The sequence below is a fragment of the Nocardiopsis sp. MT53 genome (assembly GCF_019598965.1).
GTDB lineage: Bacteria > Actinomycetota > Actinomycetes > Streptosporangiales > Streptosporangiaceae > Nocardiopsis > Nocardiopsis changdeensis.
The window spans coordinates 973,339-998,705 of the sequence record NZ_CP080599.1 but is presented as its reverse complement, the minus strand read 5'-3'; the positions used below and the strand labels follow the sequence as shown (position 1 = coordinate 998,705).

General features: G+C 72.8%; 17 protein-coding genes. 12 read left to right on the top strand and 5 right to left on the bottom strand.

What is annotated here, in order from left to right:
• Positions 1-173: 173 nt before the first annotated feature.
• Positions 174-1,355 (bottom strand): DUF695 domain-containing protein, encoded by a 1,182-nt coding sequence (locus K1J57_RS04195; RefSeq protein WP_220563158.1) that lies wholly within the window; start codon positions 1,353-1,355, stop codon positions 174-176.
• Positions 1,356-1,428: 73 nt separating this feature from the next.
• On the opposite strand from K1J57_RS04195, the gene mnmA reads away from it, so the two are divergent.
• The 7 genes from mnmA to gatA all read left to right on the top strand — a co-directional run bounded on the left by mnmA (position 1,429) and on the right by gatA (position 11,038).
• Entirely contained in the window at positions 1,429-2,526 is a 1,098-nt protein-coding gene (gene mnmA / locus K1J57_RS04190; RefSeq protein ID WP_255646837.1) for a tRNA 2-thiouridine(34) synthase MnmA, read from the top strand.
• 161 nt (positions 2,527-2,687) lie between these two features.
• Positions 2,688-3,272: a DedA family protein gene (locus tag K1J57_RS04185; RefSeq protein WP_220563157.1), complete on the top strand. Its 585-nt coding sequence runs from the start codon at positions 2,688-2,690 to the stop codon at positions 3,270-3,272.
• Positions 3,273-3,375: 103 nt separating this feature from the next.
• The gene (locus K1J57_RS04180; protein WP_220563156.1) at positions 3,376-4,419 is read left to right on the top strand and encodes a methionine synthase; all 1,044 of its coding nucleotides are present in this window, start codon (positions 3,376-3,378) and stop codon (positions 4,417-4,419) included.
• Between the two features lie 27 nt (positions 4,420-4,446).
• Positions 4,447-6,741 carry an NAD-dependent DNA ligase LigA gene (gene ligA / locus K1J57_RS04175; protein WP_220563155.1) on the top strand — a complete coding sequence of 765 codons (2,295 nt, stop codon included), beginning with the start codon at positions 4,447-4,449 and terminating at the stop codon, positions 6,739-6,741.
• 321 nt (positions 6,742-7,062) lie between these two features.
• Positions 7,063-9,192, top strand: a complete 2,130-nt coding sequence (locus K1J57_RS04170; RefSeq protein WP_220563154.1) for a bifunctional diguanylate cyclase/phosphodiesterase — start codon at positions 7,063-7,065, stop codon at positions 9,190-9,192.
• Positions 9,193-9,236: 44 nt separating this feature from the next.
• Positions 9,237-9,536: an Asp-tRNA(Asn)/Glu-tRNA(Gln) amidotransferase subunit GatC gene (gatC, locus tag K1J57_RS04165; protein WP_220563153.1), complete on the top strand. Its 300-nt coding sequence runs from the start codon at positions 9,237-9,239 to the stop codon at positions 9,534-9,536.
• 2 nt (positions 9,537-9,538) lie between these two features.
• On the top strand, positions 9,539-11,038 hold the full coding sequence (gatA, locus tag K1J57_RS04160; protein ID WP_220563152.1) for an Asp-tRNA(Asn)/Glu-tRNA(Gln) amidotransferase subunit GatA: 1,500 nt from the start codon (positions 9,539-9,541) through the stop codon (positions 11,036-11,038).
• Between the two features lie 279 nt (positions 11,039-11,317).
• Here the strand turns inward: gatA and K1J57_RS04155 are convergent, their stop codons facing one another.
• The 4 genes from K1J57_RS04155 to K1J57_RS04140 form a co-directional block, all read right to left on the bottom strand.
• Positions 11,318-12,433, bottom strand: a complete 1,116-nt coding sequence (locus tag K1J57_RS04155; protein WP_255646836.1) for a thioester domain-containing protein — start codon at positions 12,431-12,433, stop codon at positions 11,318-11,320.
• 225 nt (positions 12,434-12,658) lie between these two features.
• Positions 12,659-13,858 carry a thioester domain-containing protein gene (locus K1J57_RS04150; RefSeq protein ID WP_220563150.1) on the bottom strand — a complete coding sequence of 400 codons (1,200 nt, stop codon included), beginning with the start codon at positions 13,856-13,858 and terminating at the stop codon, positions 12,659-12,661.
• A 272-nt stretch (positions 13,859-14,130) separates the two neighbouring features.
• On the bottom strand, positions 14,131-15,342 hold the full coding sequence (locus K1J57_RS04145; RefSeq protein ID WP_220563149.1) for a thioester domain-containing protein: 1,212 nt from the start codon (positions 15,340-15,342) through the stop codon (positions 14,131-14,133).
• Positions 15,343-15,713: 371 nt separating this feature from the next.
• A complete protein-coding gene (locus K1J57_RS04140) occupies positions 15,714-16,838 on the bottom strand; it encodes a thioester domain-containing protein (protein WP_220563148.1) in 1,125 nt (374 codons plus the stop codon).
• Between the two features lie 241 nt (positions 16,839-17,079).
• Between K1J57_RS04140 and gatB the strand changes: the two genes are divergently transcribed.
• From gatB to ilvN, 5 genes are all read left to right on the top strand, one after another.
• Positions 17,080-18,576, top strand: coding sequence for an Asp-tRNA(Asn)/Glu-tRNA(Gln) amidotransferase subunit GatB (gene gatB, locus K1J57_RS04135; protein ID WP_220565340.1), 1,497 nt, complete (start codon positions 17,080-17,082; stop codon positions 18,574-18,576).
• A gap of 420 nt (positions 18,577-18,996) precedes the next feature.
• Positions 18,997-21,705 carry a bifunctional diguanylate cyclase/phosphodiesterase gene (locus K1J57_RS04130; protein WP_220563147.1) on the top strand — a complete coding sequence of 903 codons (2,709 nt, stop codon included), beginning with the start codon at positions 18,997-18,999 and terminating at the stop codon, positions 21,703-21,705.
• A 73-nt stretch (positions 21,706-21,778) separates the two neighbouring features.
• Complete coding sequence (locus K1J57_RS04125) at positions 21,779-22,666, top strand: hypothetical protein (protein WP_220563146.1); 888 nt, start codon at positions 21,779-21,781, stop codon at positions 22,664-22,666.
• Between the two features lie 388 nt (positions 22,667-23,054).
• Positions 23,055-24,815, top strand: coding sequence for an acetolactate synthase large subunit (locus tag K1J57_RS04120; RefSeq protein ID WP_220563145.1), 1,761 nt, complete (start codon positions 23,055-23,057; stop codon positions 24,813-24,815).
• Positions 24,816-24,834: 19 nt separating this feature from the next.
• Entirely contained in the window at positions 24,835-25,359 is a 525-nt protein-coding gene (gene ilvN, locus K1J57_RS04115) for an acetolactate synthase small subunit (RefSeq protein ID WP_220563144.1), read from the top strand.
• The last annotated feature ends 8 nt before the right edge of the window (positions 25,360-25,367 follow it).

Here is a 25,367-nt window from a genome sequence, read left to right as displayed (position 1 = left end):
GCCGAATCATCCTCCTGGCGGGGAGGCCACGTTACGCCTCTTGGGGCTTGAGCGCCAGATGTGCAACGCGGTGACAGGGCTTGACCCGCGCGGCGCCCCCGGTGCGGGAGGGTCCGCACCGGGTCGTCCCACGGTCAACGGGAGTCCACGCCCGGCCCGCCCCGCTTGACGCGTCAGTTCTTGAAGAAGGAGCGGTAGGGGCGCAGCAGGCCGCCGAACACGCTCCGGGCCGGGTCCAGCTGGGTGCTGAGCTTGAGGTCGCCCTCGGCCCAGCCCTTGAGCTCCTCCTCGAACGGGGCCAGCGCGCCCGAGTCGGGGTCGAGGTAGTACAGCATGTCCTTGCGGCCGGGCACGGTCTGGTGCATGAACAGCGCGCCGTTGTCGCCCAGCACCCGGTTGAGCCGGTTCTCCAGGTCCTGGAGGGCCAGCTCGGACGACTCGCCGGGGCTGCCGTCGGCGGCGGTCTCGGCGTAGGGCACGATCACGCGCACGGCCAGGGTGAGCGCCGGGAAGTCGCGGCGGGTCAGCGGATGGCGGGCGGAGAAGGTCACCCGCCCGCGGCCCGGGCCGGTCCCGTGCAGGGTGACCCAGCCGCCCTCGCCGCCGCCGAGCATGTCCACCATCTGGCGCACCGTCGCGGGGATCGACGTGGGCGGCAGCGGGTCCATGGGCGACTCGTCGAGCGGGTCCACCTTGGCGATGTAGCGCACCATGTCGTCCTCGCCCAGGGCGAGCATCACCACGTGGTCCGCCAGGGAGCGGCGCACCTCCTCGGAGAGGAACATGTTGTCCGGGTGGTAGACGCCCACCTCGATCCGGCCCGTGGCGTGGTTCACGCGCATCGACACCGACACGTGGGACAGGTCCAGCTCGTGGCCGTCCCAGGTCACCGTCCGGGTCAGGCCGTCGTGGTCGGCGGGCCGCGCCGGGAGGAACCGCCAGGCGCCGTCCTCGGGGGCCGAGCGCGCCCAGCGCTCGGACTGGATGCGGGCGTCGTCGGAGGCGCCCGGACGCAGGGTGAGGGCGTGGGCGGCGGGCTCGGCCAGGGAGCCGGGGTCGTCCAGCGCGGCCAGCCGCGCCAGCAGCTCGTCGGGGTCGACGTCCATCGACAGGTCCAGGTCGGTCAGGTCCGGGGCGGGCGCGCTCGGCGCGGGCCCCACCTCCCAGTCCAGGTCCGGGTGCACGGCCTTGACCAGCGCGGTCACCCGTTCGGCGGCCTCGTCGGAGACCGGGCGGTCCGCCTCGGCGGCCTCGGCCAGGGGGTCGCGCAGGGACGGCCAGGCCTCCCAGAACGCGGTGATCGCGGCGGTCGAATCGGTGGTGTCGTTGGAGCGGCGACGACGGAACAGAGCCATGGGTCGATTTTCGCAGAGCGGACGACCACACCCGCCCCGCACACCCCCGACGGGCGCATAGGCTGGAAGCACTATGACTTTGCGTGTACTGGCCGCCATGTCGGGCGGGGTCGATTCCGCGGTCGCCGCGGCCCGGGTGGCCGAGGCGGGCCACGACGTGACCGGCGTCCACCTGGCGCTCTCCAAGAACCCGCAGTCCTACCGCACGGGCGCCCGCGGGTGCTGCACGGTGGAGGACTCCCACGACGCCCGCCGGGCCGCGGACGTCATCGGCATCCCCTTCTACGTGTGGGACATGTCGGAGGAGTTCGACCGAGAGGTCGTGCAGGACTTCGTCGCCGAGTACGAGTCCGGCAACACCCCCAACCCGTGCCTGCGCTGCAACGAGAAGATCAAGTTCGAGGCCGTGCTGGACCGCGCCGTCGCCCTGGGCTTCGACGCGGTCGCCACCGGCCACCACGTCCGCAAGGTCGACGGGCGGCTGGTGCGCAGCGTGGACCGGGACAAGGACCAGTCGTACGTGCTGGGCGTGCTCACCGCCGAGCAGGTGGAGCACGCGATGTTCCCGCTGGGCGACTGCACCAAGGCCGAGGTGCGGGCCGAGGCGGAGCGGCGCGGCCTGTCGGTGGCCGACAAGCCCGACAGCCACGACATCTGCTTCATCGCCGACGGCGACACCGCCGGGTTCCTCAACCGCAGGCTGGGGGAGCGGCCCGGGGACATCCTCGACGAGGACGGCAACGTGCTGGGCTCGCACGGCGGGGCGCACGCGTTCACGGTGGGCCAGCGCAAGGGCCTGGGCCTGGGCGGCTCCCCGAACCCGCGCTACGTGCTGTCCATCGAGCCGGTGAACAACACGGTGACGGTGGGCCCGCGCGAGTCGCTGCGGGTGGACACGATCACCGGGGTGCGCCCGGTGTGGAGCGGCGCCGAGCCGCCCGCCGAGCCCGTCGGCTGCCACGTGCAGCTGCGCGCCCACGGCGAGGTGTACCGGGCCGAGGTGCACCAGCGGGACGGCGCGGACGGCCCCGAGCTGGTGGTGCGGCTGGCCGAGCCCGCCACCGGGGTGGCGACCGGGCAGGCCGTGGTGGTCTACGACGGGGACCGGGGCGACACGGTGCTGGGGTCGGCGACGATCTCCGCGACGTCGCGCGCGGCGGTGTCCGCCTGACCTGGGAGTGAGCCGCGGGCGGGCGGGGCGTGAGTCTCGCCACCCATCGGACAAAAAGGGACGAACGGGGCGGCTTTTCGGTCACGTTCCGACCTTCGCCCCTTGCCCGGGTTAGGTAAGGCAATGCAAACTCAGGGGGGTCAAGGTTGGGAGACCCGTCCATGCCCCAGTTCGCTTTCCTCGAAGGACAACCCTTCTGGGTCGTCTACTTCACCCTGCTCGTCGTCATCCTGCTGCGCGCCCCCGCGACGTACTGGATCGGCCGCGGGCTGGGCGCCGGGGTGAACCGCAGCCGCATGGGCGCCCGCCTGGGGCCCCGCCTGGAGCGGGCCAAGAGCCTCGTGGACCGCTACGGCGCCCCCGTGGTCACCCTGAGCTTCTTCACCGTCGGCATGCAGACCGCCATCAACCTGTCCGCGGGCGTGGTGCGGATGCGCTTCCCGCGCTACTTCGCCGCCGTGTTCCTGGGCGGCCTGGCCTGGGCGGGCCTGTGGGGCATGGTCATCTCCGGGATCGTCGGCACCTGGCTGGAACTCTTCCTGGACTCGCCGTGGACCGCCGTGGGCGTCGTCGCGGCGGCGGCCGTGCTGGTCACCGCCATGGTGCTGCTGCGCCGCCGGAGCCGCGGGGCGCGGGCGGCCGGGCCCGGCACCGGGGACGAGGAGCCCGAAGCAGAGGAGCCCGGGGCCGAGAACGGCACCGGTTCCGGAACCGGCTCCGCCCCCGAGCGCACCGCCGCCGGCTGACCCCGCCCCGCGTCCCGCCGCGCCGCCCCCTCCCGGCGCCGGACCGGCCGGGCGGCCGCGCCGTACCGTTCCTTGGCCCGCCGTTGCCCTAACCTTGGGCGATGTGAGCGAACAGCACCCCTACCCCTGGCCCGCCGCCTCCTCCACCGGGGTCGGGTCCTGGCCCGGAGAGGACCCCGACGAGGCGGTCCGCACCGTCCTGGGCGAACTCCCCGACCTGCCGCACCTGCCCGAGCTGCCCGGCCGCGGGGTCGGCGCCGACGTCATCGGCCGCACCGCCGGGCTCCTGGTGGAGTTCCCCGTCGAGGTGCAGCCCACCGGCTGGCGCGTCGCCGACTCGCCCGGCCGCGACCTGTACCGCGCCCGCGGCTTCCTCTCCCGCGACCTGGACCTCCTGGCCGAGCACGCCCACGCCTACGAGGGCGCCCTCAAGATCCAGGTGGCCGGCCCCTGGACGATGGCGGCCTCCGTCGAACTGCGCAACGGCCAGCGCATGGCCGCCGACCCCGGCGCCTACCGCGACCTGGCCGCCTCCCACCTGGAGGGGGTGCTCGCGCACATCGCCGAGGCCCGCAAGCGGGTGCCCGGCGCCCGCCTCCTCGTCCAGGTGGACGAGCCCTCCCTGCCCGCCGTCCTCATGGGCGCCCTGCCCACCGCCAGCGGCTACGGGCGGCTGCGCGCGGTGGACCGGGTCCGCGTGGAGGAGGTGCTGCGCACCCTGTTCGGCGCCGTCGAGGAGGCCGGGGCGGTGCCCGTCGTCCACTGCTGCGCCGCCAACGCCCCGCTCGACCTGCTGCGCCGCAGCGGCGCGCGGGCGCTGGGCCTGGACGCCGCGCTGCTCGACCGGCGCCACGACGACATGGTCGGCACCGCCGTGGAGGCCGGTGTCGGCCTGATGCTGGGCGTCGTTCCGGCGGTCGATCCGCCCCCCGCGCAGCGCGACCGAATGTCCGACCCGGCGGCTAACGTCGAGGTCGTACGCGAGTTGTGGAACCGGCTGGGTTTCGGCCCTGACCTGCTGACCCGTGCGGTGGTGCCCACCCCCGCGTGCGGGCTGGCCGGTGCCTCCCCCGAGCACGCCCGGGCGGCCCTGAAGGCCGTCCGGAACGGGGCGCGCGTCCTGCGGGACGAGCCCCACCGGTCGTAGTCGAGCACGAGACGGAAAGGCGGCCACGTGGCGCCCGAGAACAGCACCGAGATCCCCGACGAGGCGCGCAACCGGCACGAGGAGCTCTCCCGGGAGCTGGACGACCACAGCTACCGCTACTACCTGGGCAACCCCGTCATCTCCGACGCCGAGTACGACGCCCTCATGGGCGAGCTGCGCGGCATCGAGGAGGAGCACCCGCAGCTCATCACCCAGGACTCGCCCACCCAGAAGGTCGGCGCGCCGATCAGCGTCGACTTCGCCGCGGTCGAGCACCTGGTGCGGATGGAGAGCCTGGGCAACGCCTTCGACTTCGACGAGCTGAACGCCTGGGCGGACCGCGCCTCGGCGGAGGTGCCCGTGGGCGCCTACCTGTGCGAGCTGAAGATCGACGGCCTGGCCGTGGACCTGGTCTACGAGAAGGGCCGCCTGGTGCGCGCCGCCACCCGCGGCGACGGCCGGGTGGGCGAGGACATCACCCTCAACATCCGCACCATCGACGTCGTGCCCGAGCAGCTCGACGAGAGCGTGCGCCCGGCGCCCGAGCTGCTGGAGGTGCGCGGCGAGGTGTTCCTGCCGGTGGAGGCGTTCGAGGCGCTCAACCGGCGCATCACCGAGACCGGCGAGCACACCCCCTTCGCCAACCCGCGCAACGCCGCGGCCGGCTCGCTGCGGCAGAAGGACCCGCGGGTCACCGCCACCCGGCCGCTGTCGATGATCGTGCACGGCGTGGGCGCCTACACCCCGGCGCAGGGCTCGGAGGACGTGCGGTTCACGAGCCAGTCGCAGGCGTACGCCCTGCTGGGGGAGTGGGGGCTGCCGCTCAGCGACCGCTACAAGGTCGTGTCCACCATGGACGAGGTGCGCGCCTACGTCGCCCACTACCAGGAGCACCGGCACGAGCCCGCCTACGAGATCGACGGCATCGTCATCAAGGTGGACGACTTCGCCCTCCAGCGGCGGCTGGGGTCGACCAGCCGCGCCCCGCGCTGGGCGATCGCGTACAAGTACCCGCCGGAGGAGGTCACCACCAAGCTGGTGGACATCAAGGTCGGTGTGGGCCGCACCGGCCGGGTCACCCCCTACGGCGTGATGGAGCCGGTGTTCGTCGCCGGGTCCGAGGTGGAGTTCGCCACCCTGCACAACGCCCAGGAGGTCGAGCGCAAGGGCGTGCTCATCGGCGACACGGTGGTGCTGCGCAAGGCGGGCGACGTCATCCCCGAGATCGTCGGGCCGGTGGTGGAGAAACGCGACGGCGGCGAGCGGCCGTTCGTCATGCCGGAGAAGTGCCCCGAGTGCGGGACGCCGCTGGGCCAGCAGAAGGAGGGCGACGTCGACCTGCGCTGCCCCAACGCCCGGTCCTGCCCCGGACAGCTGCGCGAGCGGGTGTACTTCGTGGCCGGCCGCAAGGCCCTGGACATCGAGGCGCTCGGGTACGTGGCGGCCACCGCGCTGACCCAGCCGCTGGAGCCCGCCGACGCCCCGCTCAAGGACGAGGGCGACCTGTTCGACCTCACCGTCGAGCAGCTGCTGCCGATCCGCACCCACGTGCTCGACCCCGACACCTCCGAGCCCAAGACCGACCCCAAGACCGGCGAGCCCAAGGTCGTCTCGTTCTTCGCCAACCTCAAGGGCGAGCCCAAGAAGACCGTGGAGAAGCTGTTCGAGCAGCTGGAGATCGCCAAGTCGCGCCCGCTGTGGCGGGTGCTGGTGGCGCTGTCCATCCGGCACGTGGGCCCGCGCGCCGCCGAGGACCTGGCCCGGCACTTCCGGTCGATGGACGCCATCCGCGCCGCCTCGGAGGAGGAGCTGGCCGCGGTGGACGGGATCGGCCCGACCATCGCCCGCTCCATCCGGGAGTGGTTCGAGGTCGACTGGCACCGGGAGATCGTCGCCAAGTGGGCGGCGGCCGGGGTGCGCATGGAGGACGAGGTCGACGAGGCCCTCTCGGGCGTGCTGGACGGAGTGACCGTGGTGGTCACCGGCTCGCTGGAGGGCTTCACCCGGGACGGGGCCAAGGAGTCGATCGCCGAACGCGGCGGCCGGGCCACGGCGTCGGTGTCCAAGAAGACCGGGTTCGTGGTGGTGGGCGACAGCCCCGGGTCCAAGTACGACAAGGCCGTCAAGCTGGGCGTGCCGATCCTCGACGAGCAGGGGTTCCGCGTGCTGCTGGAGGCGGGGCCCGAGGCGGCGGAGAAGGTGCGGATCAACCCGCCGGAGGAGGAGCCCGGGGACGGGGACGCCGCTGGGGCCGAGGCCGGGGCCGAAAAGGCCGGGGACGGCTCCGGGGCCGCGGCGGAGGAGGCCCCCGCGCAGGAGTAGCGCACCGGATACGGCGGCCCGGCACGCCCGGAGCCGCACGCCTGTTCTGCGGGCGTGCGGATCGGGGTTCGTTCCGGGCCGCCGTATCTTTTTCCCGGTTCACGTCACAATCGACCCGCGTCTTGGTTAACTGATAGTTCCGAACAGGCGACACTTGGTGACGAAGCGGCGTAAGGTGGACAGTGCACCCCGTGAAACGGGCACCACCGATCCCGGGATTCGGTCATGGAGGGGTGACCGCTCCCGCAGGCCGGAACCATCAGGAGCGGTGGCACCGACGGTGCCGCCGGTCTCCGCGTCCCCCTCATGAGGACAGCACGCATGAGAGACCCCATCAGCACCCGGGACATCGGCCCCCGCGCCGGCACCCCGCTCTGGCTGTACATGGCGGGCACCGTCGTCTCCGGGACGCTCCTGCTCGCCGCCGCCCTGCCGTGGGCCGGTCCCGACCTGCTCCGGTACGCCGTCGAACCCCTCACCTGGGTCCTGCTCGTCATGGTCGTGCTGGGCGAGCTGCGCCCCATCGCCATCCCCGGACAGGCGCCCGGCGACGGCGTCCCCACCTCGCTGCCGTTCTCCCTGGCCCTGGTCATCTTCCAGGGGCTGCCCCTGGCCGGGCTCGTCCAGGCCGCCGCCACCGTCATCGCCGGGTTCGCCCGCGGCCACGCCGCCCACCGCACCGCGTTCAACGCCGCCCAGTACGTGCTGTCCCTGGGCGCCGCCGACGCCGTCCTGCGCCTGGTCCTGCCGCCGCTGCGCGCCACCGGCTGGATCCCCGCCGGAGAGGGCCTCATCGCCGTCGGCCTGGCCGGGGCCGCCTACTTCGCGGTCAACCGGGTGCTGGTGACCTGCGCCGTCGCCATGCACGAACGCGTGTCGCTGTCCCAGGTCCTGTTCAAGGGCATCGGGCGCCAGGCCCGGGTCAACGCGGTCCTCATCGCGCTGGCGCCCCTCGTGGCCGTCACCGCGACCCACTCGGTGCTGTACGTGCCGCTGTTCGCGCTGCCGCTGCTCGCCCTGCACGGCAGCGCCCTGCTGTCGGTCAAACGCGACCACCAGGCCAACCACGACGAGCTCACCGGGCTGGCCAACCGCAAGCTCCTCACCGTCCGGGCCCACCAGGAGATCGACGCCGCCCGGCGGCGCGGCGGCCGGGTCGGCCTGCTCCTGCTCGACCTGGACCGGTTCAAGGAGGTCAACGACACCCTGGGGCACCCCACCGGCGACCGGCTGCTCCAGACGGTCGCCGGGCGGCTCACCCACAGCGTCCGCCCCGGCGACCTCGTCGCCCGGCTCGGCGGCGACGAGTTCGCCGTGCTGCTGCCCCAGATCCGCGACACCGAGGCCGCCGCCGAGGTCGCCACCCGGCTGCGCGGCGCCCTGAGCGAACCCGTCCGCCTGGACGGCATGGACCTCGACCTGGAGGCCAGCATCGGCATCGCCCTGCACCCCGAGGACGCCGTCGACTTCGAGCACCTCATGCAGCGTGCCGACGTCGCCATGTACGTCGCCAAGTCCGCCCGCTCGGGGGTGGAGTCCTACGACCCCGGCAAGGACCGCAACTCCACCGCCCGGCTCAGCCTGTTCAGCGAACTGCGCCGCGGGCTCACCGAGGGCGCCCTGGAGATGCACTACCAGCCCAAGGTCAGCCTGGACGACGGGCACGCCGTCGGGCTGGAGGCCCTGGCCCGCTGGCGGCACCCCTCCCGGGGGCTGCTGGAGCCGGGGGAGTTCATGCCGGTCGTGGAGGAGTCCCACCTGTTCCGGGCGTTCACCGGGCAGGTCCTGGACATCACCCTGGCCCGCGCCGCGCGCTGGCGCGAGCGCGGCGTCATGCTGCCCGTCTCCGTCAACCTGGGCGTGCGCGAACTCCTGCACCCCGACCTGCCCGACACCGTGGCCGCCGCCCTGGCCGAACACGGGGTCCCGCCCGAGCGGCTGGTGCTGGAGATCGGAGAGAACGCCCTGATCACCGACACCGAGGCCGCCACCGCCGCCGTCCACCGGCTGCGCGACCTGGGGGTGGGGCTGGCCCTCGACGACTTCGGCACCGGCCACTTCACCCTGGTCCAGCTCGCCGGGCTGCCGCTGGACGAGGTCAAGATCCACGGGTCGTTCACCGCCCGGCTCACCGACGGCACCGGCAACGGCCCCACCGTCGTCCGCGCCGCCATCGCCCTGGTGAACGCGCTCGGCATGCGCGCCACCGCCGAGGGCGTGCAGACCCGGGCCCTGGCCGAGGCGGCCCGCGACACCGGCTGCCAGGCCGCCCAGGGCCACTACTTCGCCCGGCCGATGCCCGCCGCCGACGTCCCCGCCTGGCTCACCGGACACCGGGGGAGCGGGCCGGCCGGGGCGGGCGGCGGTCAGGGCCCCGGCCGGGGCCGGCACCCGGGTGATCCCGGTCCCGGCCTCGGTGTACCGGCACCGGGGACGGCGGGGGAGCCATAGGATTGACGGGTTAGCCCGTCCGCCGAAGAAACGGTTAGACACTCATGACCGCCATCACCCGCGATGAGGTCGCGCACCTCGCCCGGTTGTCGCGGCTGGCGCTCGACGAGAGCGAGCTCGACACGCTCGCCGCCCAGCTCGGTGACATCCTCACCGCCGTGGCCAAGGTGCAGGAGGTCGCCAAGGGCGACATCCCGCCGAGCTCGCACGCCCTGCCGCTGACCAACGTCTTCCGCCCCGACGAGGCCCGGCCGTGCCTCACCCCGGAGCAGGCCCTGTCCGGGGCCCCGGCGGTGGAGGAGCAGCGGTTCCGGGTCCCGCGCATCCTCGGGGAGGAGGAGTAGCCATGAGCGACATCGTCAGTCTCAGCGCCGCCGACCTCGGCGCGGCGATCAAGGCGGGCGAGGTCTCCGCGGAGGAGGCCGCCAACGCCTACCTGGACCGGATCGAGGCCGTGGACGGCGAGATCAACGCCTTCCTCCACGTGCGCCGGGAGACCGCCCTGGAGCAGGCCCGGGCCGTGGACGCCCGCCGCGCCGCGGGCGAGGAGCAGGGCCCGCTGGCCGGCGTGCCCGTCGCCCACAAGGACGTGTTCGTCACCAAGGACATGCCCACCACCGCCGCCTCCAAGATCCTGGAGGGCTGGCAGCCGCCCTACGACGCCACCGTCACCGCGCGCCTGCGCGAGGCCGGGCTGGTCATCCTGGGCAAGACCAACATGGACGAGTTCGCCATGGGCTCCTCCACCGAGAACTCCGCCTACCAGGTCACCCGCAACCCGTGGGACACCGACCGCATCCCCGGCGGGTCCTCGGGCGGGTCCTCCGCGGCCGTCGCCGCGTTCGAGGCCCCCCTGGCCACCGGCACCGACACCGGCGGTTCCATCCGCCAGCCCGCCGCCGTGTGCGGCCTGGTCGGCGCCAAGCCCACCTACGGCGGCTCGTCCCGGTACGGGATGATCGCGTTCGCCTCCTCCCTGGACACTCCCGGCCCGTTCGCGCGCAACGTGCTCGACGCCGCCCTGCTCCAGGAGGCGTTCTCCGGGCACGACCCGCGCGACTCCACCTCCATCGACGCCCCCGTCCCGCCGATCGTCGAGGCCGCCCGCCGCGGCGACATCGACGGCCTGCGCGTCGGCGTGGTCAAGGAGCTGGACAGCGACGGCTTCCAGGCCGGGGTGCGCCAGCGCTTCCACGAGAGCCTGGAGCTGCTGGAGTCCCTGGGCGCCAAGATCGTCGAGGTGTCCTGCCCCAGCTTCGACGCCGCCCTGTCGGCGTACTACCTCATCGCGCCCAGCGAGTGCTCGTCCAACCTGGCCCGGTTCGACGCCATGCGCTACGGGCTGCGCGTCGGCGACGACGGCACGCGCAGCGCCGAGGAGGTCATGTCGCTGACCCGCGCCCAGGGCTTCGGCCCCGAGGTGAAGCGGCGGATCATGCTGGGCACCTACGCGCTGTCCAGCGGCTACTACGACGCCTACTACGGCAGCGCCCAGCAGGTGCGGACGCTCATCAAGCGCGACTTCGACGCGGCGTTCGAGAGCGTGGACGTGCTGGTCTCGCCGACCACGCCGACCACCGCGTTCCCGATCGGCGAGCGCGCCGAGGACCCGATGGCGATGTACCTGGCGGACCTGTGCACCATCCCGTCCAACCTGGCGGGCAACGCGGCGCTGTCGGTGCCGTGCGGCCTGGCGCCGGAGGACGGGCTGCCGGTGGGCCTGCAGATCATGGCCCCGCCGCTGGCCGACGACCGCACCTACCGGGTGGCGGCCGCGGTCGAGCGCGCCCTGGCCGACCGGGACGGCGCGCTCATCGCGCGCAGCCCGTACGCGGTCAACGCGTAGGCGCGAAGGACGGACGCACGGCGCCCGCCGCCCCCTCCGGGGCGGCGGGCGCCGTCGTGTGCCCGGGCCGTGAGTGTGCCTCCGCCCCGGGGCCCCGGTCGCGCCGGGGGGTCGGGGCCCCTCAGGGTGAAGGCCCTCCGGCCGTGCCCCGGCCGCCTCGGTCGGGTGGAGGGCCCGGCGGGGCGGGAGCACCGCGCCGCCTCCGGTAGTGGTCGGCTCCCCGGGGGTGGGGGCGGGGCCCGGGCCGTGGGGGGTACGGTCCGGGCCCCGGGTTCGGGGTCAGTCCCGGGCGGTGCGGCGGCGGCGCGCGGCCAGGAGGAAGGCCAGGCCGCCCAGGATGAGGACCGCCGCGACCGCCACCAGGGCGGCGACGGTCGGTCCGGTCAGGGCCAGGCCGCGGTCGTCGGCCGCCGCGGCCACCGGGCTCGCGGAGGGGCTCGCGATCGGCGGCGGGGTCCCGCCCGCCTCGTCCCAGGCCGCGGTCACCGTGCGGGAGACGGTGATCTCGCCGTCGGCCGCCGCGATGAGCGTCTGGGTGGGCTCGTCGGCGTCCTCGCCCTTGAACAGGCGCCCGGTCAGCACCGCCGCCTCCGCGGCGAGGGTCAACCCGGCCTCGCCCGCGGCGGCGTCCGCCGGGACCGACAGCCCGATCCGGTCGCCGTCCGACACGGTCTCGACGGCCTCCCCGGTCGCCAGGTCGACGACCTCCACGCCGTCGGGCGCGTCCAGTTCGACGGGCACCGACGCGGCGCTGGTCTCCACGGTGAACTCGCCGACGGTCTCCCCGGCCAGCCCCGACGCCTCCTCGGGGGACACCGACAGGGCGGTCGGCGGCTCGTCGGGCAGTTCCCGCGCGTCGGCGACGAGGAGCTCGTAGAGCTCCACCACCTCTTCCTCGGAGACCGTGGGCAGGTCCGGGTTCTGCTCCACCTGTTCCAGGTCGAGCCCGTTGCTGAAGTGCCAGATCGCCGCCTGGGTCGCCGTCAGGGCCTCGGCCTTGGTCAGCCCCGGGATGCCGGTCTCCTCGCGCAGGTCGCCGATCTCCACGACCGGGTAGGAGTTCATGAGGATCCAGTGGACCCGGCCCGGCTCGCTGAAGTCCCCCTCGCCCGGGTAGTCGGCCCAGCTGTCCTCCACGTACCAGGCGTCCCCCACGATCCCGGTCCGGAAGTCGATGCAGTAGGTCGGTAGGGTGCGGTCGCCCAGGTCGAGGCCGAAGGTCGCGGTGGTGGTGAACTCCTCGCCCCGCATGACGATCCCGTGCCCGTGCTCGTCGACCCCTGTGTACCGCCCGCGGACGGGGTCGGCGGCGGCCGGGAGGGCCAGCGGGCCCGCGAGGAGCACGGTGGCGGCGACCACGGCGAGGGCGGGGCGGCGGAGTGCGGACGTGTTCACGGTTCTCTTTCCGTCGGGGGGAGCGGAGGGGGAGAGGTGCTCGGGAACGGTGGCGGGGTACCTGTTCCGCTGGGGGATACCGGGCCGATGGTAGCGATTCGACTCCATGAGACCAACCCTCGGTAGTGGCTCAAGTGCACTGTGTCCACAGTTGGGGTTTTTGTCCGTTGAACACATGACAAAGGGCCCCGTCCTGTAACAGGACGGGGCCCCAGGGCCGGTGGATTACTCCTGGCCGGAAGCGGCCTTGCGCTTGCGGCTCAGGTAGATCGCGCCGCCGCCGGCGCCGAGGGCGGCGACACCCGCGGCGACCAGGCCGAGGAGGGCGCCACCGGTGACCGGCAGGGCCGGGCGGTCATCGTCCGGAGCGGTCGGCTTCGGGGAGGCCGGGGTGGAGGGGGACTCCGACGGCGTCGGGGTCGGGGTCGGGCCCGGGGTCGGCTCCGGGGACTCGCTGGGCTCCTCGGAGGGGGACGGGGAGGGGCTCGGGGAGGGCTCCTCGCCGCCGCCGGCGGTCCAGGTGGCCGTCGCGGAGGCCGAGACGGTGACGTCCTCGGACTTGGCGGTGATCAGCGTCTGGGTCGGCTTGGCCGGGTCCTCGCCCTTGAACAGGCGGCCCGCGGACACCTCGGCGGTGGTCTCCAGGGAGAAGGACGCCTGGCCGGCCTCGGTGCCCGCGGGCACCTCGAAGCCGACCTTGTCGCCGTTCTCGACGGCGGAGACGGCCTCGCCGGTCTCCAGGTCCACCAGCTCGACGCCCGCGGGGGCCTCGACGGTGACCGGGACGGAGGCGGCGCTGGTCTCGATGGCGAACTCGCCGACGGTCGACCCGGCCTCGCCCTCGGCGGTGCCGGGGGTGACGGTCAGGGACGGGCCCGGCTCCTGGGGGAGGTCCTCGGCGCTCTCGATCAGGTGGCGGTAGACCTTGGTGACGTTGGCCGGGGCGCGGCCCAGGTCGGCGCCGTTGGTGAAGTGCCAGATGGCGGCCTGGGTGGCGGCCATCGCGTGGGACTCGGACAGGCGGGGCAGGTTGACCTGCTGCCCGAGCTCCTGGGCGGAGACCGTCGGGTAGCTGTTCTGGAGGATCCAGTGGACCTTGCCCGGCGCGGTGAAGTCGCCCTTGCCCGGGTAGTTCGCCCAGGCGTCCTCGACGTACCAGGCGTTGTTGCGGGTGCTCGTCTCCAGGTCGATGCAGTACGCGCTGAAGGTGTCCCCGCCTTCCAGCGTGAGTTCGAACATCGTCGCGCCGACGTTCTGGCCGCCCATGGTGATCTGGACGCTGTTCGGGCCGGTGGTGCCCGTGTACTGCGCGCGGACGGCGTTGTCGGCGGCGGCCGGGGCGGCCAGGCCCAGGGCGAGGAGGGCTGCCGCGCCTGCGGCGACGGTCGTGCGCCCGAGGGCACGGGGGAGGGACACGTTCGTCACGTCTCTTCCTTGAGTTCTGCGGTGGTGTCCGCGGAGGGACCAGGGGATGCTCGCACGGCAGGAGGAACACCGTGAGGAGGGTGAGCGGGGAGTCGGCGAATACCGCGTGACCGATATTAGCGATATGGGATGTCCCCACCAAGCCGAGAGGGGCGGGGCCCCGGAGCGCGGTTCGCGGCTCCCGGGAAGAGGACGCGCGGGCGGGGCGAACGGTGTACACGCGAAAGCCCCCTCCCGGGTGAATCCCGGGAGGGGGCTCTCACGAGGTGGCCTTAGTCCTCGGTGGAGGTACCGGCCGCCTTGCGCTTGCGGCTCAGGTAGATCGCACCGCCGCCGGCGCCGAGGGCGGCGATGCCCGCGGCGACCAGGCCGGCCAGGGCGCCACCGGTGACCGGCAGGGCCGGACGGTCATCGTCCGGGGCGCTCGGCTTCGGGGAGGCCGGGGTGGAGGGGGACTCCGACGGCGTCGGGGTCGGGCCCGGGGTCGGCGAGGGGGACTCGCTGGGCTCCTCGGACGGGGACGGGGAGGGGGTGGGCTCCTCGCCGCCGCCGGCGGTCCAGGTGGCGGAGGCCGAGGCGGAGGCCGTGGTGTCGCCGCCCTCGGCGGTGATCAGGGTCTGCGTCACGATCTCGATGCCCTGGAACAGGCGGCCGGTCGCGACGTGGGCGCTGGTCTCCAGAGCGAAGGACGCCTGGCCGGCCTCGGTGCCCGCGGGCACCTCGAAGCCGACCTTGTCGCCGTTCTCGACCTCGGTCACGGCCTCGCCGGTCTCCAGGTCGACCAGCTCGACGCCCGCGGGGGCGGTCAGGTCCACCTCGATGGCGGAGGTCGCGTTGGTCTCGATGGTGAACTCGCCGACCGTGGTGCCGGCCACGCCCTCGGCGGTGCCGGGGGTGATGCTCAGGGTCGCGTCGGGCTCGGAGGTCTGCGGCAGGTCCTCGGCATTGCCGACCAGGTACTCGTAGACGGCCTTGACGCCGGCGGAGTTGTCGTCGGTCAGGTCCATGCCGTTGCTGAAGTGCCAGATGGCGGCCTGGGTGCCGCCCAGGGCGTCCTTCGGGGTCAGGCCCTCGACCCCGGCGGCGGCGCCCAGCTCCTCGGCGCTGACGTTCGGGTAGGCGTTCTGGAGGATCCAGTGGACCTTGGCGGGCTCGGCGAAGTCGCCCTTGCCCGGGTAGTTTTCCCACTTGTCCTCGGCGTAGCCCGCGCCGCTCACGATGCTCGTGCTGAAGTCGATGCAGTACGTGGTGAGGATGGTGCCGTCTTGCAGCTTCAGGTTGAAGAGGCTGGTGGAGGCGGCGCCGCCGTCCATCTTGACGCGGGTGCCGCTCTCGGCGTTGCCGACGTAGGTGCCGGTGACCGCGCCCTCGTAGAGCTCGGGCTCGGCGGAGGCGGGGGCCGCCAGGCCGAAGGCGAGGAAGGCGGCGGCGGTGGCCGCCAGGCCCGCGCGCCCGGCGGTGCGGAGGAGGGAGATCTGAGTCAAGTCGTATCCCGGTGTCATCTAGGGGTGACCGGATGGAAACGGTTCGGGTCGCGGTAGGGGACCGCGGTGCGATCCGTGCGAAGGACGGGCGGTACAGGCCGCCACACGTGCGTCCGGGTCGGGGGTAGCAACGTCGGGGTCAGGCGGCGTGGAGCCATGGGGAAGGGCGTGGGTGCGTCCCGGTCCCGGGCTGAGCCGTCTCGCGGGGGCGGGCCTGCGGCGCCGCACTAGGTCGATCGCCCGCCCGATACTAGCGATCCCATTCGCCACTTCCAACCCGGTTCGCGAAAAATGTGACCGGATACGGGCGAGAAAAAATGGCGCGCGGACAAGGCCGCATTATGGGCGAATGTTATGCAACTGAACGGGGGTCACTCGCGTCGCTTGCGGCCCAGAACCAGGATGATCAGGCCCGATACCACCAGGGCCCCCGCGATGACCAGCAGCCCCGACAGCCAGGTGCCCGTCGTCGGCAGGTCCTCCTCGGGGATTCGGTCGGCCTCGGTCGGCGTGGCCTCCGGGCTCGGTACGGCCTCGGTGAGGGGCTCTTCGGGCTCCGGCTCCGGGGTTTCGGCCGGGGTTTCGGGCACCGGAGTCGGCTCGGGGCTCGGGGCGCGCCAGGTGACCGTCGCCGTGGTGGTGATGGTCGCCTCGGCCGGCTCGGCGGTGACCAGCGGGCGGGTGCGCACCCCGTCGCGGCCGGTGAACAGGCTCCCCTCGGCCAGCGGCAGGTCCTCGCCGCGCACGTGCAGGGTCACCACCCCGGCCGGGACGGACGGGCTCACGTCCAGGTACACCGGGTCGCCGTCGACGGCCCGGTCGGTCCGGTCGCCCTGCGCGTCCACCAGCCAGGAGGCGGGCGCCCCGCTGAGCGACAGGCTCACCGGCCCGTCGCCGGTGCTCGACACGGTGAGCGGGCCCAGGGGCTCCTGCGGGGCGGTGGCCTCCAGGTGGCCGGGGTCCACGGTCAGCGGGCGCGGCCCCGCCGGCAGGACCCCCTCGGCCTCGGTCAGGTGGTCGTACAGGGCCAGCACGGCCTCGTCGTTGGCCTCGCGGTCCGGCTCGGTGCCCGACAGCACCTTCCACAGGGCGGCCTGGGTGCCGGCGATCGCCTGCTCCTCGCCCAGCGGCAGGCCGACGTCCAGGCCCAGTGCCAGCAGGTCCACGTGGGGGTAGGAGTGGGCGACGATCCACCGGGCGCGGTCGCCGTCCCCGGCCCCGGTGTCGGACCAGCCCGACTCCACGTAGGCGGCACGCCGGCGGACCTCGCCGTCGGGCGAGGCGGTGTAGGCGCGCACGGCGCCCTCGTTCCCGGTCCGCAGGCTGTAGAGCGCGGTGGGCACGGGTCCGCCGCCGGCGGTGACGAGGTCCGTCCCGGCCACGGCGTCGCGCTCCACACGGGAGAAGTCGTCGGCGAGGGCGGCCGGGGCTCCGGCCAGGGCCGCGACGAGGGCGACCGAGGAAAACAGCGTTGCGCACCGAAGCAGGACGCCCATGTACAGCTCCCGTGTTCGGCCTGGCGAAATCGTCTCCTGGGGACACTCAGACTAACGGTCCGGCACCGTGGGTGACGAAGGAACACCTCTACGGTGGCCTGATCGTGCGCATCACGTGACATCCGGCGTCGGACGCGTCACCCCCGGGCGCTCGGTAGGCTGACCTGGAAGGTATGTCCTCTACGGAAACGGGTTTGCGGCGATGGCCCACGCGGTGACTCCCACCACCAACGGCGGCCCGGTGGCCTACGAGCAGGCGCTGGCCGAATACGAGCCGGTGCTCGGCCTGGAGACCCACATCGAGCTGGGTACCGCCTCGAAGATGTTCTGCTCCTGCCCGACCGGGTTCGGCGCGGAGCCCAACACCCAGGTGTGCCCGGTATGCCTGGCGCTGCCCGGCTCCCTGCCGGTGGTCAACGCCAAGGCCGTCGAGGGCGCCATCCGCCTGGGCCTGGCGCTCAACTGCTCCGTCGCCCCCTGGGGCCGGTTCGCCCGGAAGAACTACTTCTACCCGGACATGCCGAAGAACTACCAGATCTCCCAGTACGACGAGCCGATCTGCGTCGACGGGTACCTGGACGTGACGGTGGACACCCCCGACGGGCCGCGCGAGTTCCGGGTGGAGATCGAGCGCGTCCACATGGAGGAGGACACCGGCAAGACCTCCCACGTGGGCGGGGCCACCGGCCGCATCCACGGCGCCGAGTACTCCATCGTCGACTACAACCGCGCGGGCATCCCGCTGCTGGAGATCGTCACCAAGCCGATCACCGGCACCGGCGAGCTGGCCCCGCTGGTGGCCCGCGCCTACGCCGCCGAGCTGCGCGACCTGGTCCGCTCCCTGGGCATCTCCGACGTCCGCATGGAGGAGGGCTCCATGCGCTGCGACGTCAACGTCTCCATCAACGAGCGCGGCGCCGCCGAGTGGGGCACCCGCAGCGAGACCAAGAACGTCAACTCCCTGCGCTCGGTCGAGCGCGCCGTCCGCTCCGAGATCGAGCGGCAGGCGGGCGTGCTCAAGGCGGGCGGCAGGGTCGTCCAGGAGACCCGCCACTTCCAGGAGCACACCGGCTCCAGCGTCTCCGGCCGCAGCAAGGAGGAGGCGCAGGACTACCGCTACTTCCCGGACCCCGACCTGGTCCCGGTCGCCCCGTCCGCGGAGTGGGTCGAGGAGCTGCGCGCCACCCTGCCGGAGCTGCCCGCCGCCAAGCGGGCCCGCATCCGCGCCGAGTGGAACCTCAGCGACACCGAGCTGCGCGACCTGGTCAACGCGGACGCGGTCGAGCTGGTGGAGGCCACCGTCGCCGCCGGGGCGCCCTCGGGCGAGGCCCGCAAGCTGTGGCTGAACGAGCTGTCCCGCCGCGCCACCGAGCAGGAGGTGGAGCTGTCCGCCCTGCCGATCACCCCCGGCCAGGTCGCGCGGATCATCGCCCTGGTCGCCGAGGGCACGCTCACCAACAAGCTGGCCCGCCAGGTCGTCGAGGGCGTGCTCGCCGGTGAGGGCGAGCCCGACGCGGTCGTCGAGGCCCGCGGCCTCAAGGTCGTCAGCGACGACGGCGCGCTGGGCGCCGCCGTCGACGCCGCCATCGCCGCCGACCCCGACGCCGCGGACAAGGTGCGCGGCGGCAAGGTCGCCGCGGCCGGCGCCCTGGTCGGCGCGGTCATGAAGGCGACGCGCGGGCAGGCCGACGCCGGGCGCGCCCGGCAGCTGATCCTGGAGCGGCTCGGCGTCTCCTGACCCCGCGTGTGCCCGGCGCCACGCCGGGAGCGGGACGGTGCCCGTCCCGGATCCCCTAGGGTTCAGGGTGTGCCGCGGTTGCCGGATGACGGGCGCGGCACACCCGGGAGCATTCAGGGGACTCCGGCGTCCGCTATGGCGGTCACGATGGGTGACGACTCCGTCGTCATCTCTCGTCCGGTCCTCAATCGCCATGTGACCTTGGTTGCATAGGGTTGCGACCGCACGGTGGTGCCGCGGTCGACGGCGACCGCCCGCCGCCGGGACGTCCCGGTCCCACGAGATCGCCGGTCCGCGCGCCGCACGTCCGAGCGCGCCCGGAATCGTCACGACGCGAGGTGGGTGCTCCATGTCCGAGGAGAGAGCGTGTCCGCGGCGATCCGCCACGGAGTCCACAGCGCGCCCGCTGGGAGGTCGGTAATGGGAACCCGGGCACGTCGCCTGTCGGTCAGCGGGCTCGTCGCCTTGTTCCTCGTCTACCTCGCGGCGACCCTGGTCCCCGTCGGGGAGGAGGGCACCGTCGCGTCCCTGCTCGGCGAGTGGCCCGCCTCCGCGGCGGCCGGGGCCGCGGGCGCGTCCCTGCTGCTGGCGTCGCGCCGCTGGGCGGCCACCGGCGCCGACCGGGAGGCCCACGCCGACGGAGCGGACGGCCCGGCCGCATTGCGCAACCTCGGCTTCGCCGCCCTGGCCTGGTGCGCGGGCGGCGTCACCCACGGCATCACCCGGATACTCAGCTCCGGGTCGGTGCTGTCCCTGACCCTGGGCGACCTGTTCGCGCTGGCGGCGCTGCCGCTGTTCGTGGTGGGGTTCACCCGCTTCGCCCCCTGGCCGGGGGGCCTGCGCACCGCGCTGCGGCACATCACCGACAGCTACGTGTGCGCGGCCGCCGTCTTCGCCGTGGTGTGGCTGCTGCTGTTCTCGCCGCTCTACGACGAGCTGGGCGAGGGCTCGGGGGTACTGGGCTTCGCCCTGGTGTACCCGGTGGCCGACATCGCGGTGCTGTGCCTGCTGATCCCGCTGGTCTTCATGTCGCCGCACAGCACGCGGCGCGCGGTGCTGCTGGCGATCGGCGCGCTCATCGTCATCGCCGCCTCGGACATGCTCGGAGCCATCAGCCGCCTGACCGGGCCGCCGGTGCTGGGCGGGCTGGAGCACCCCGTCCGCTTCCTGGGGTTCGCGCTGATGGGGGCGCTGCCGTGGCTGGTGGAGCACCGCCCCGGCGCCCGGCCGCGCAGGATCACCGGGCGGGGCCTGTACCGGTTCGCCCCGGAGCTGGCCGCGGTGGGCGCCGTCGCGATCTCGGCGGTGGTGCTCACGGTGGCGGGCCTGCGGCTGCCGGGGGTGGCCCCGGTGCTGCCGCTGGCGGCGGGCACCGCCGTGCTCGTTCTGCTGGTGCGCATCCTCGGCATGCTGGAGGAGAACGCGACCCTCACCCGGATGGTGCGCAACCGCGAGGGGCACTTCCACGAGCTGGCCCGCAACAGCGGCGACGTCATCCTGGTGCTGGACCGCGACGGCGGGGTGACCTACGTCAGCCCGGGCACCGCGGAGGCGTTCGGGTACCGGCTGGACGACGTGCTGGCCGCGCCGGTGACGGCGCTCATCCACCCCGAGGACATGGACCGCGTCGAGGCGGTCACCGCCCTGTTCGACGCGCGCGACGGCCAGGGCGTGCACCTGAGGCTGCGCGTACGCGCGGCGGACGGCACCTGGCGGCACACCGAGTCCACGGTGTCCCTGTACGAGCAGCCCGGCGAGCCGGACCGGCTGCTGGTGACCACCCGGGACATCAGCGCGCAGGTGGCGCTCCAGGACGAGGTCGAGCACCTGACCTTCCACGACGGGGTGACCGGGCTGCCCAACCGGGCCTACCTGGAGGAGCGGGCCAGCGACGTGCTGGCGCACCGGGCGATCAGCGACGAGCTCACCGGGGACATCGCGGTGCTCTTCCTGGACCTGGACGGGTTCACGGCGGTCAACGACTCCGCCGGGCACGTGCGCGGCGACCACCTGCTGGCGCAGGCGGCGCGCAGGCTGCGTGGGGAGCTGGAGTCGGGTGCGACGCTGGCGCGCTGGGGCGGCGACGAGTTCGCCGTCCTCATCGAGGGCGTGCCCCGGGCGCAGCGGGTGGTGGACCTGGCCGAGCGGCTGGGCCGGGTGATCGCCTCGGAGCCGTTCCAGGTGGCCGACCGGGAGCTGGTGCTGACGGCCAGCCTGGGGGTGGCCTTCGCCGAGCCGGACACCGACAGCGGCGACCTGCTGCGCAACGCCGACGTGGCGCTGACCCGGGCCAAGGAGCGCGGGCCGGGCAACGTCGAGGTGTACGCGGCGCACATGCACGACACGGTGGTGTCCCGGCTGGAGCTCCAGATCCGGCTGCGCCGGGCGCTGGCGGAGGGCGAGTTCTTCCTGGAGTACCAGCCCATCGTGGACCTGGGCACGTCCCAGGTGACGTCGGTGGAGGCGCTGGTGCGCTGGAACCGCGACGGCGAGACCGTCGGCCCGGACGGGTTCCTGGGCGCGGCCGAGGAGTCCGGGCTGATCGTGCCGCTGGGGGAGTGGATCCTGCGGGAGGCGTGCGAGAAGGTCGCGGTGTGGCGGGTCTCGGACTGGGACATCGGCCTGTCGGTCAACCTGTCCGTCAAGCAGGTGCTGTCGCCGCGCTTCGTGGAGGCGGTGGAGTCGGCGCTCGCCGAATCCGGCCTGTCCGCCGAGGTGCTCACCCTGGAGGTGGACGAGGACGTCCTGCTCGACGGCGGCGGCGAGGCGGTGCAGCGCCTGGCGGAGCTGCGGGAGCTGGGCGTGCAGCTGGCCATCGACGACTACGGCATGGGGTACGCCTCGCTGGCGCACCTGCGCCGGCTGAGCGTGGACGCCATCAAGGTCGACCCGTCGTTCATCGCCGACCTGGGCCGCGACGACACGGTCACCCTGCTCACGCACACGATCATCCAGCTCGGCCGGGACCTGGGCGTCCAGGTGGTCGCCGAGGGCATCGAGCGCCCCGAGCAGCTGGAGCAGCTGCGGGCGATGGGCTGCGACCGCGGCCAGGGCTTCCTGGTCGCCCGCCCCATGGCCGCCTCCGGTGTGGAGTCCCTCGTCGGCGGCGAGGCCGGCGCCAACCTGTAGGACAATTCGTACGCAATGCGGAAATAGCGGCGTTCACCTGCGGAAACGCTGATGAGGTCGCTACTTTTCCACCATGCCCTCTTATCAGCACGAGTTCCCCCTCGACCTGATCCGCAATGATCCGGAGTCGGCGGTGGAGCTCCTCCAGGAGATCGCCGGTGAATCGCTGCCGGAGTTCACCCGCGTCCGCTGCGACGCCGCGGAGGCCACCAGTACGGCCATGACCCACCTGACCTCGGATTCGGTGGTGGTCTGCGAGCGGCCGCCCTACCCGCATGAGAAGGGAGACGACCCGGTCCCGGTGCTGGCGGTCATCGTCGAGCCCCAGAACAAGCGGGACGACCGCAAGTACTACCGCTGGCCCGCCTACGTCGCCAACACCCGCATGCGTCTGGAGTGTCCGGTGGCACTCCTGGTGCTCACTCCCACGTCATCGCTGGCCCGGCACTTCGCCGAGCCCATCGATCTGGGTTGCGGGGAGATCCGTCCCCTGGTCCTGGCCCTGGACACCCTCCGGCCGATCACCGATACGAAGACGGCCGCGGCCCGGCCGATGCTGACCATCCTGTCCCTGGCCAATAATCCGCCCAAGGGTGAGGACGAAGCCGTGCTGTCCGCGTTGAACGCGGCTCTGCGAAGCCTCGATGGCTCCTCGACGTCGCTGTACTCTGACTATGTGCTCGCGGCCTTGAAGGCCACGGCCCCCGGAATCCTGGAGACGCTCATGAAGCTGAAGGACTACGAGTTCAAGACCGAGTTCGTTGGACGCCTCTTCCGCGAGGGCGAGACCAAGGGCAAGGCCGGGGCGGTGCTCACCGTGCTCGAAGCCAGGGGGGTCGAGGTCTCCGAGGAGGCCCGGCAGCGGATCGAGCGCGAGACCGACCGGGACCAGCTGGACATCTGGCTGAACCGGGCAGCTCGTGCCGAACGGGCCGAGGACGTCTTCGGCGAGGGACGTTAAGGCGGGCTAACGGGTTGACTCCATGGCCCCTGTTACGTGTTCTCCGTTACACGTAACAGGGGCTTTTTCGGTGTTCGTCCTGTTCAGGGGGGTGTCCGCGGGGCAACGGCGGTCGCATGCTGACATTGGTGTCTCAGTATGCGAGACAATATGAAGTTCTGGTTGACGGGCGGACGCCTCTTCGGCCAAGGTTGGGAGCGTGAAGAGCAACTCCCTGATTCTCGTACTTGGTCGGCGCGCAGCCCACTGAGTCACTTCTGCTGCGCGCCACCCCTCGACCGCCATGGGCGGTGGGGGTTTTTTTATTGCCGCACCAGGCCACGACGAGTCAGTCCCACCACGAACCAGAGCCCCCGTGCCGCTCTGGGCCCTCGCTAAGGATCTTGAGATGACCGAGCAGATGACCGGCGCACAATCGCTGATCAGGTCGCTGGAGCAGGTCGGTGTCGACACCGTCTTCGGGATTCCCGGCGGCGCCATCCTTCCCGCCTACGACCCCCTCTACGACTCCGCGAAGGTGCGCCACATCCTCATGCGCCACGAGCAGGGCGCCGGTCACGCAGCCGAGGGTTACGCCTACGCCACCGGCCGGCCCGGGGTCTGCATGGCCACCAGCGGCCCCGGTGCCACCAACCTGGTCACGCCGCTGGCGGACGCCTACATGGACTCGGTGCCCATGGTCGCCATCACCGGGCAGGTCGCCTCCCCGATGATCGGCACGGACGCCTTCCAGGAGGCGGACATCTGCGGCATCACGATGCCGATCACCAAGCACAACTTCCTGGTCAAGGACGTGCGCGACATCCCGCGCACGGTCGCCGAGGCGTTCCACATCGCCTCCAGCGGCCGCCCCGGCCCGGTCCTGGTCGACATCTCCAAGGACGCGCTCCAGGCCGGCGCCGAGTTCGTCTGGCCCGAGCGCCTGGACCTGCCCGGCTACCGCCCGGTCACCAAGCCGCACGGCAAGCAGGTCCGCGAGGCCGCCCGGATGATCCTCGACGCCAAGCGCCCCGTCCTGTACGTCGGCGGCGGCGTCCTGCGTGCCGGCGCCTCGGCCGAGCTGCGCGTCCTGGCCGAGCTGACCGGCGTCCCGGTCGTCACCACGCTGATGGCCCGCGGCGTCTTCCCCGACAGCCACCCCCAGTTCGTCGGCATGCCGGGCATGCACGGCGACGTCGCCGCCGTCGGCGCCCTCCAGAAGGCCGACCTGATCGTCGCCCTGGGGGCCCGGTTCGACGACCGCGTCACCGGCCGGCTGGACAGCTTCGCCCCCGACGCCAAGATCGTCCACGCCGACATCGACCCGGCCGAGATCTCCAAGAACCGCCACGCCGACGTCCCCATCGTCGGCGACTGCCGCGAGGTGCTCGCCGACCTGGTCGTCGCCGTCCGCGGCGACCAGGAGAAGGGCCGCGCCGGGGACTACGGGGCCTGGTGGCAGCAGCTCGGCCGCCTCCAGGAGACCTACCCCAAGGGCTACGACGCCCCCGACGACGGCACCCTCTCCCCGCAGATGGTCATCGAGCGGCTGGGCAGGGTCGTCGGCCCCGAGGCCACCTATGTGGCGGGCGTCGGCCAGCACCAGATGTGGGCCGCCCAGTTCATCGACTACGAGCGCCCGGGCGCGTTCGTCAACTCCGGCGGCCTGGGCACCATGGGCTTCTCCGTCCCCGCCGCCCTGGGCGCCAAGGTCGGCGACCCGGACCGCACGGTCTGGTCGATCGACGGCGACGGCTGCTTCCAGATGACCAACCAGGAGCTGGCCACCTGCGCCATCGAGGGCATCCCCGTCAAGGTCGCCGTGGTCAACAACGGCAACCTGGGCATGGTCCGGCAGTGGCAGACCCTGTTCTACGAGGGCCGCTACTCCAACACCGACCTGCAGACCTCGCCCCGCGACGAGAAGGTCCGCATTCCGGACTTCGTCAAGCTGTCGGAGGCGTACGGTTGTGTCGGCCTGCGGTGCGAGCGCGCGGAGGACGTCGACGCCACCATCGAGAAGGCCATGGCGATCGACGACGTCCCGGTCGTCATCGACTTCACGGTCAACCACGACGCGATGGTCTGGCCGATGGTCGGGCCCGGCGTCAGCAACGACAACATCCAGTACGCGCGCGACATGGCGCCGAGCTGGGACACCGAGGACTAAGAGGAGCAGGCCGACCACCATGAGCCGTCACACGCTTTCCGTCCTGGTGGAGGACACCCCGGGCATCCTCGCCCGAGCCTCTGCCCTCTTCTCCCGCCGCGGGTTCAACATCGACTCGCTCAGTGTCAGCACCACCGAGTATCCGGGCCTGTCCAGGATGACGATCGTGGTCAACTGCGACCTCCACCCCTTGGAGCAGGTGACCAAACAGCTCAACAAGCTGATCAACGTCGTCAAGATCGTGGAGATGGACACCACCGCGTCGGTCCAGCGCGAGCTGCTGCTCGTGAAGGTCAAGGCCGACGCGTCGAGCCGCACCCATGTGCTTCAGACGGCCGAGCTGTTCCGCGCGCACGTCGTGGACGTCAGCCCGGACGTCGTCGTCATCGAGGCCACCGGCGACCCCGAGAAGCTCGATGCCCTGGTGAAGAACCTGGAGCCGTTCGGCATCCGGGAACTGGTCAAGTCAGGGCTGGTCGCCCTGGGGCGCGGGCCGCGGTCGATCACCGACCGCTCCCTGCGGGCGGTCGAACGCACCGCCTGAGGATCCCG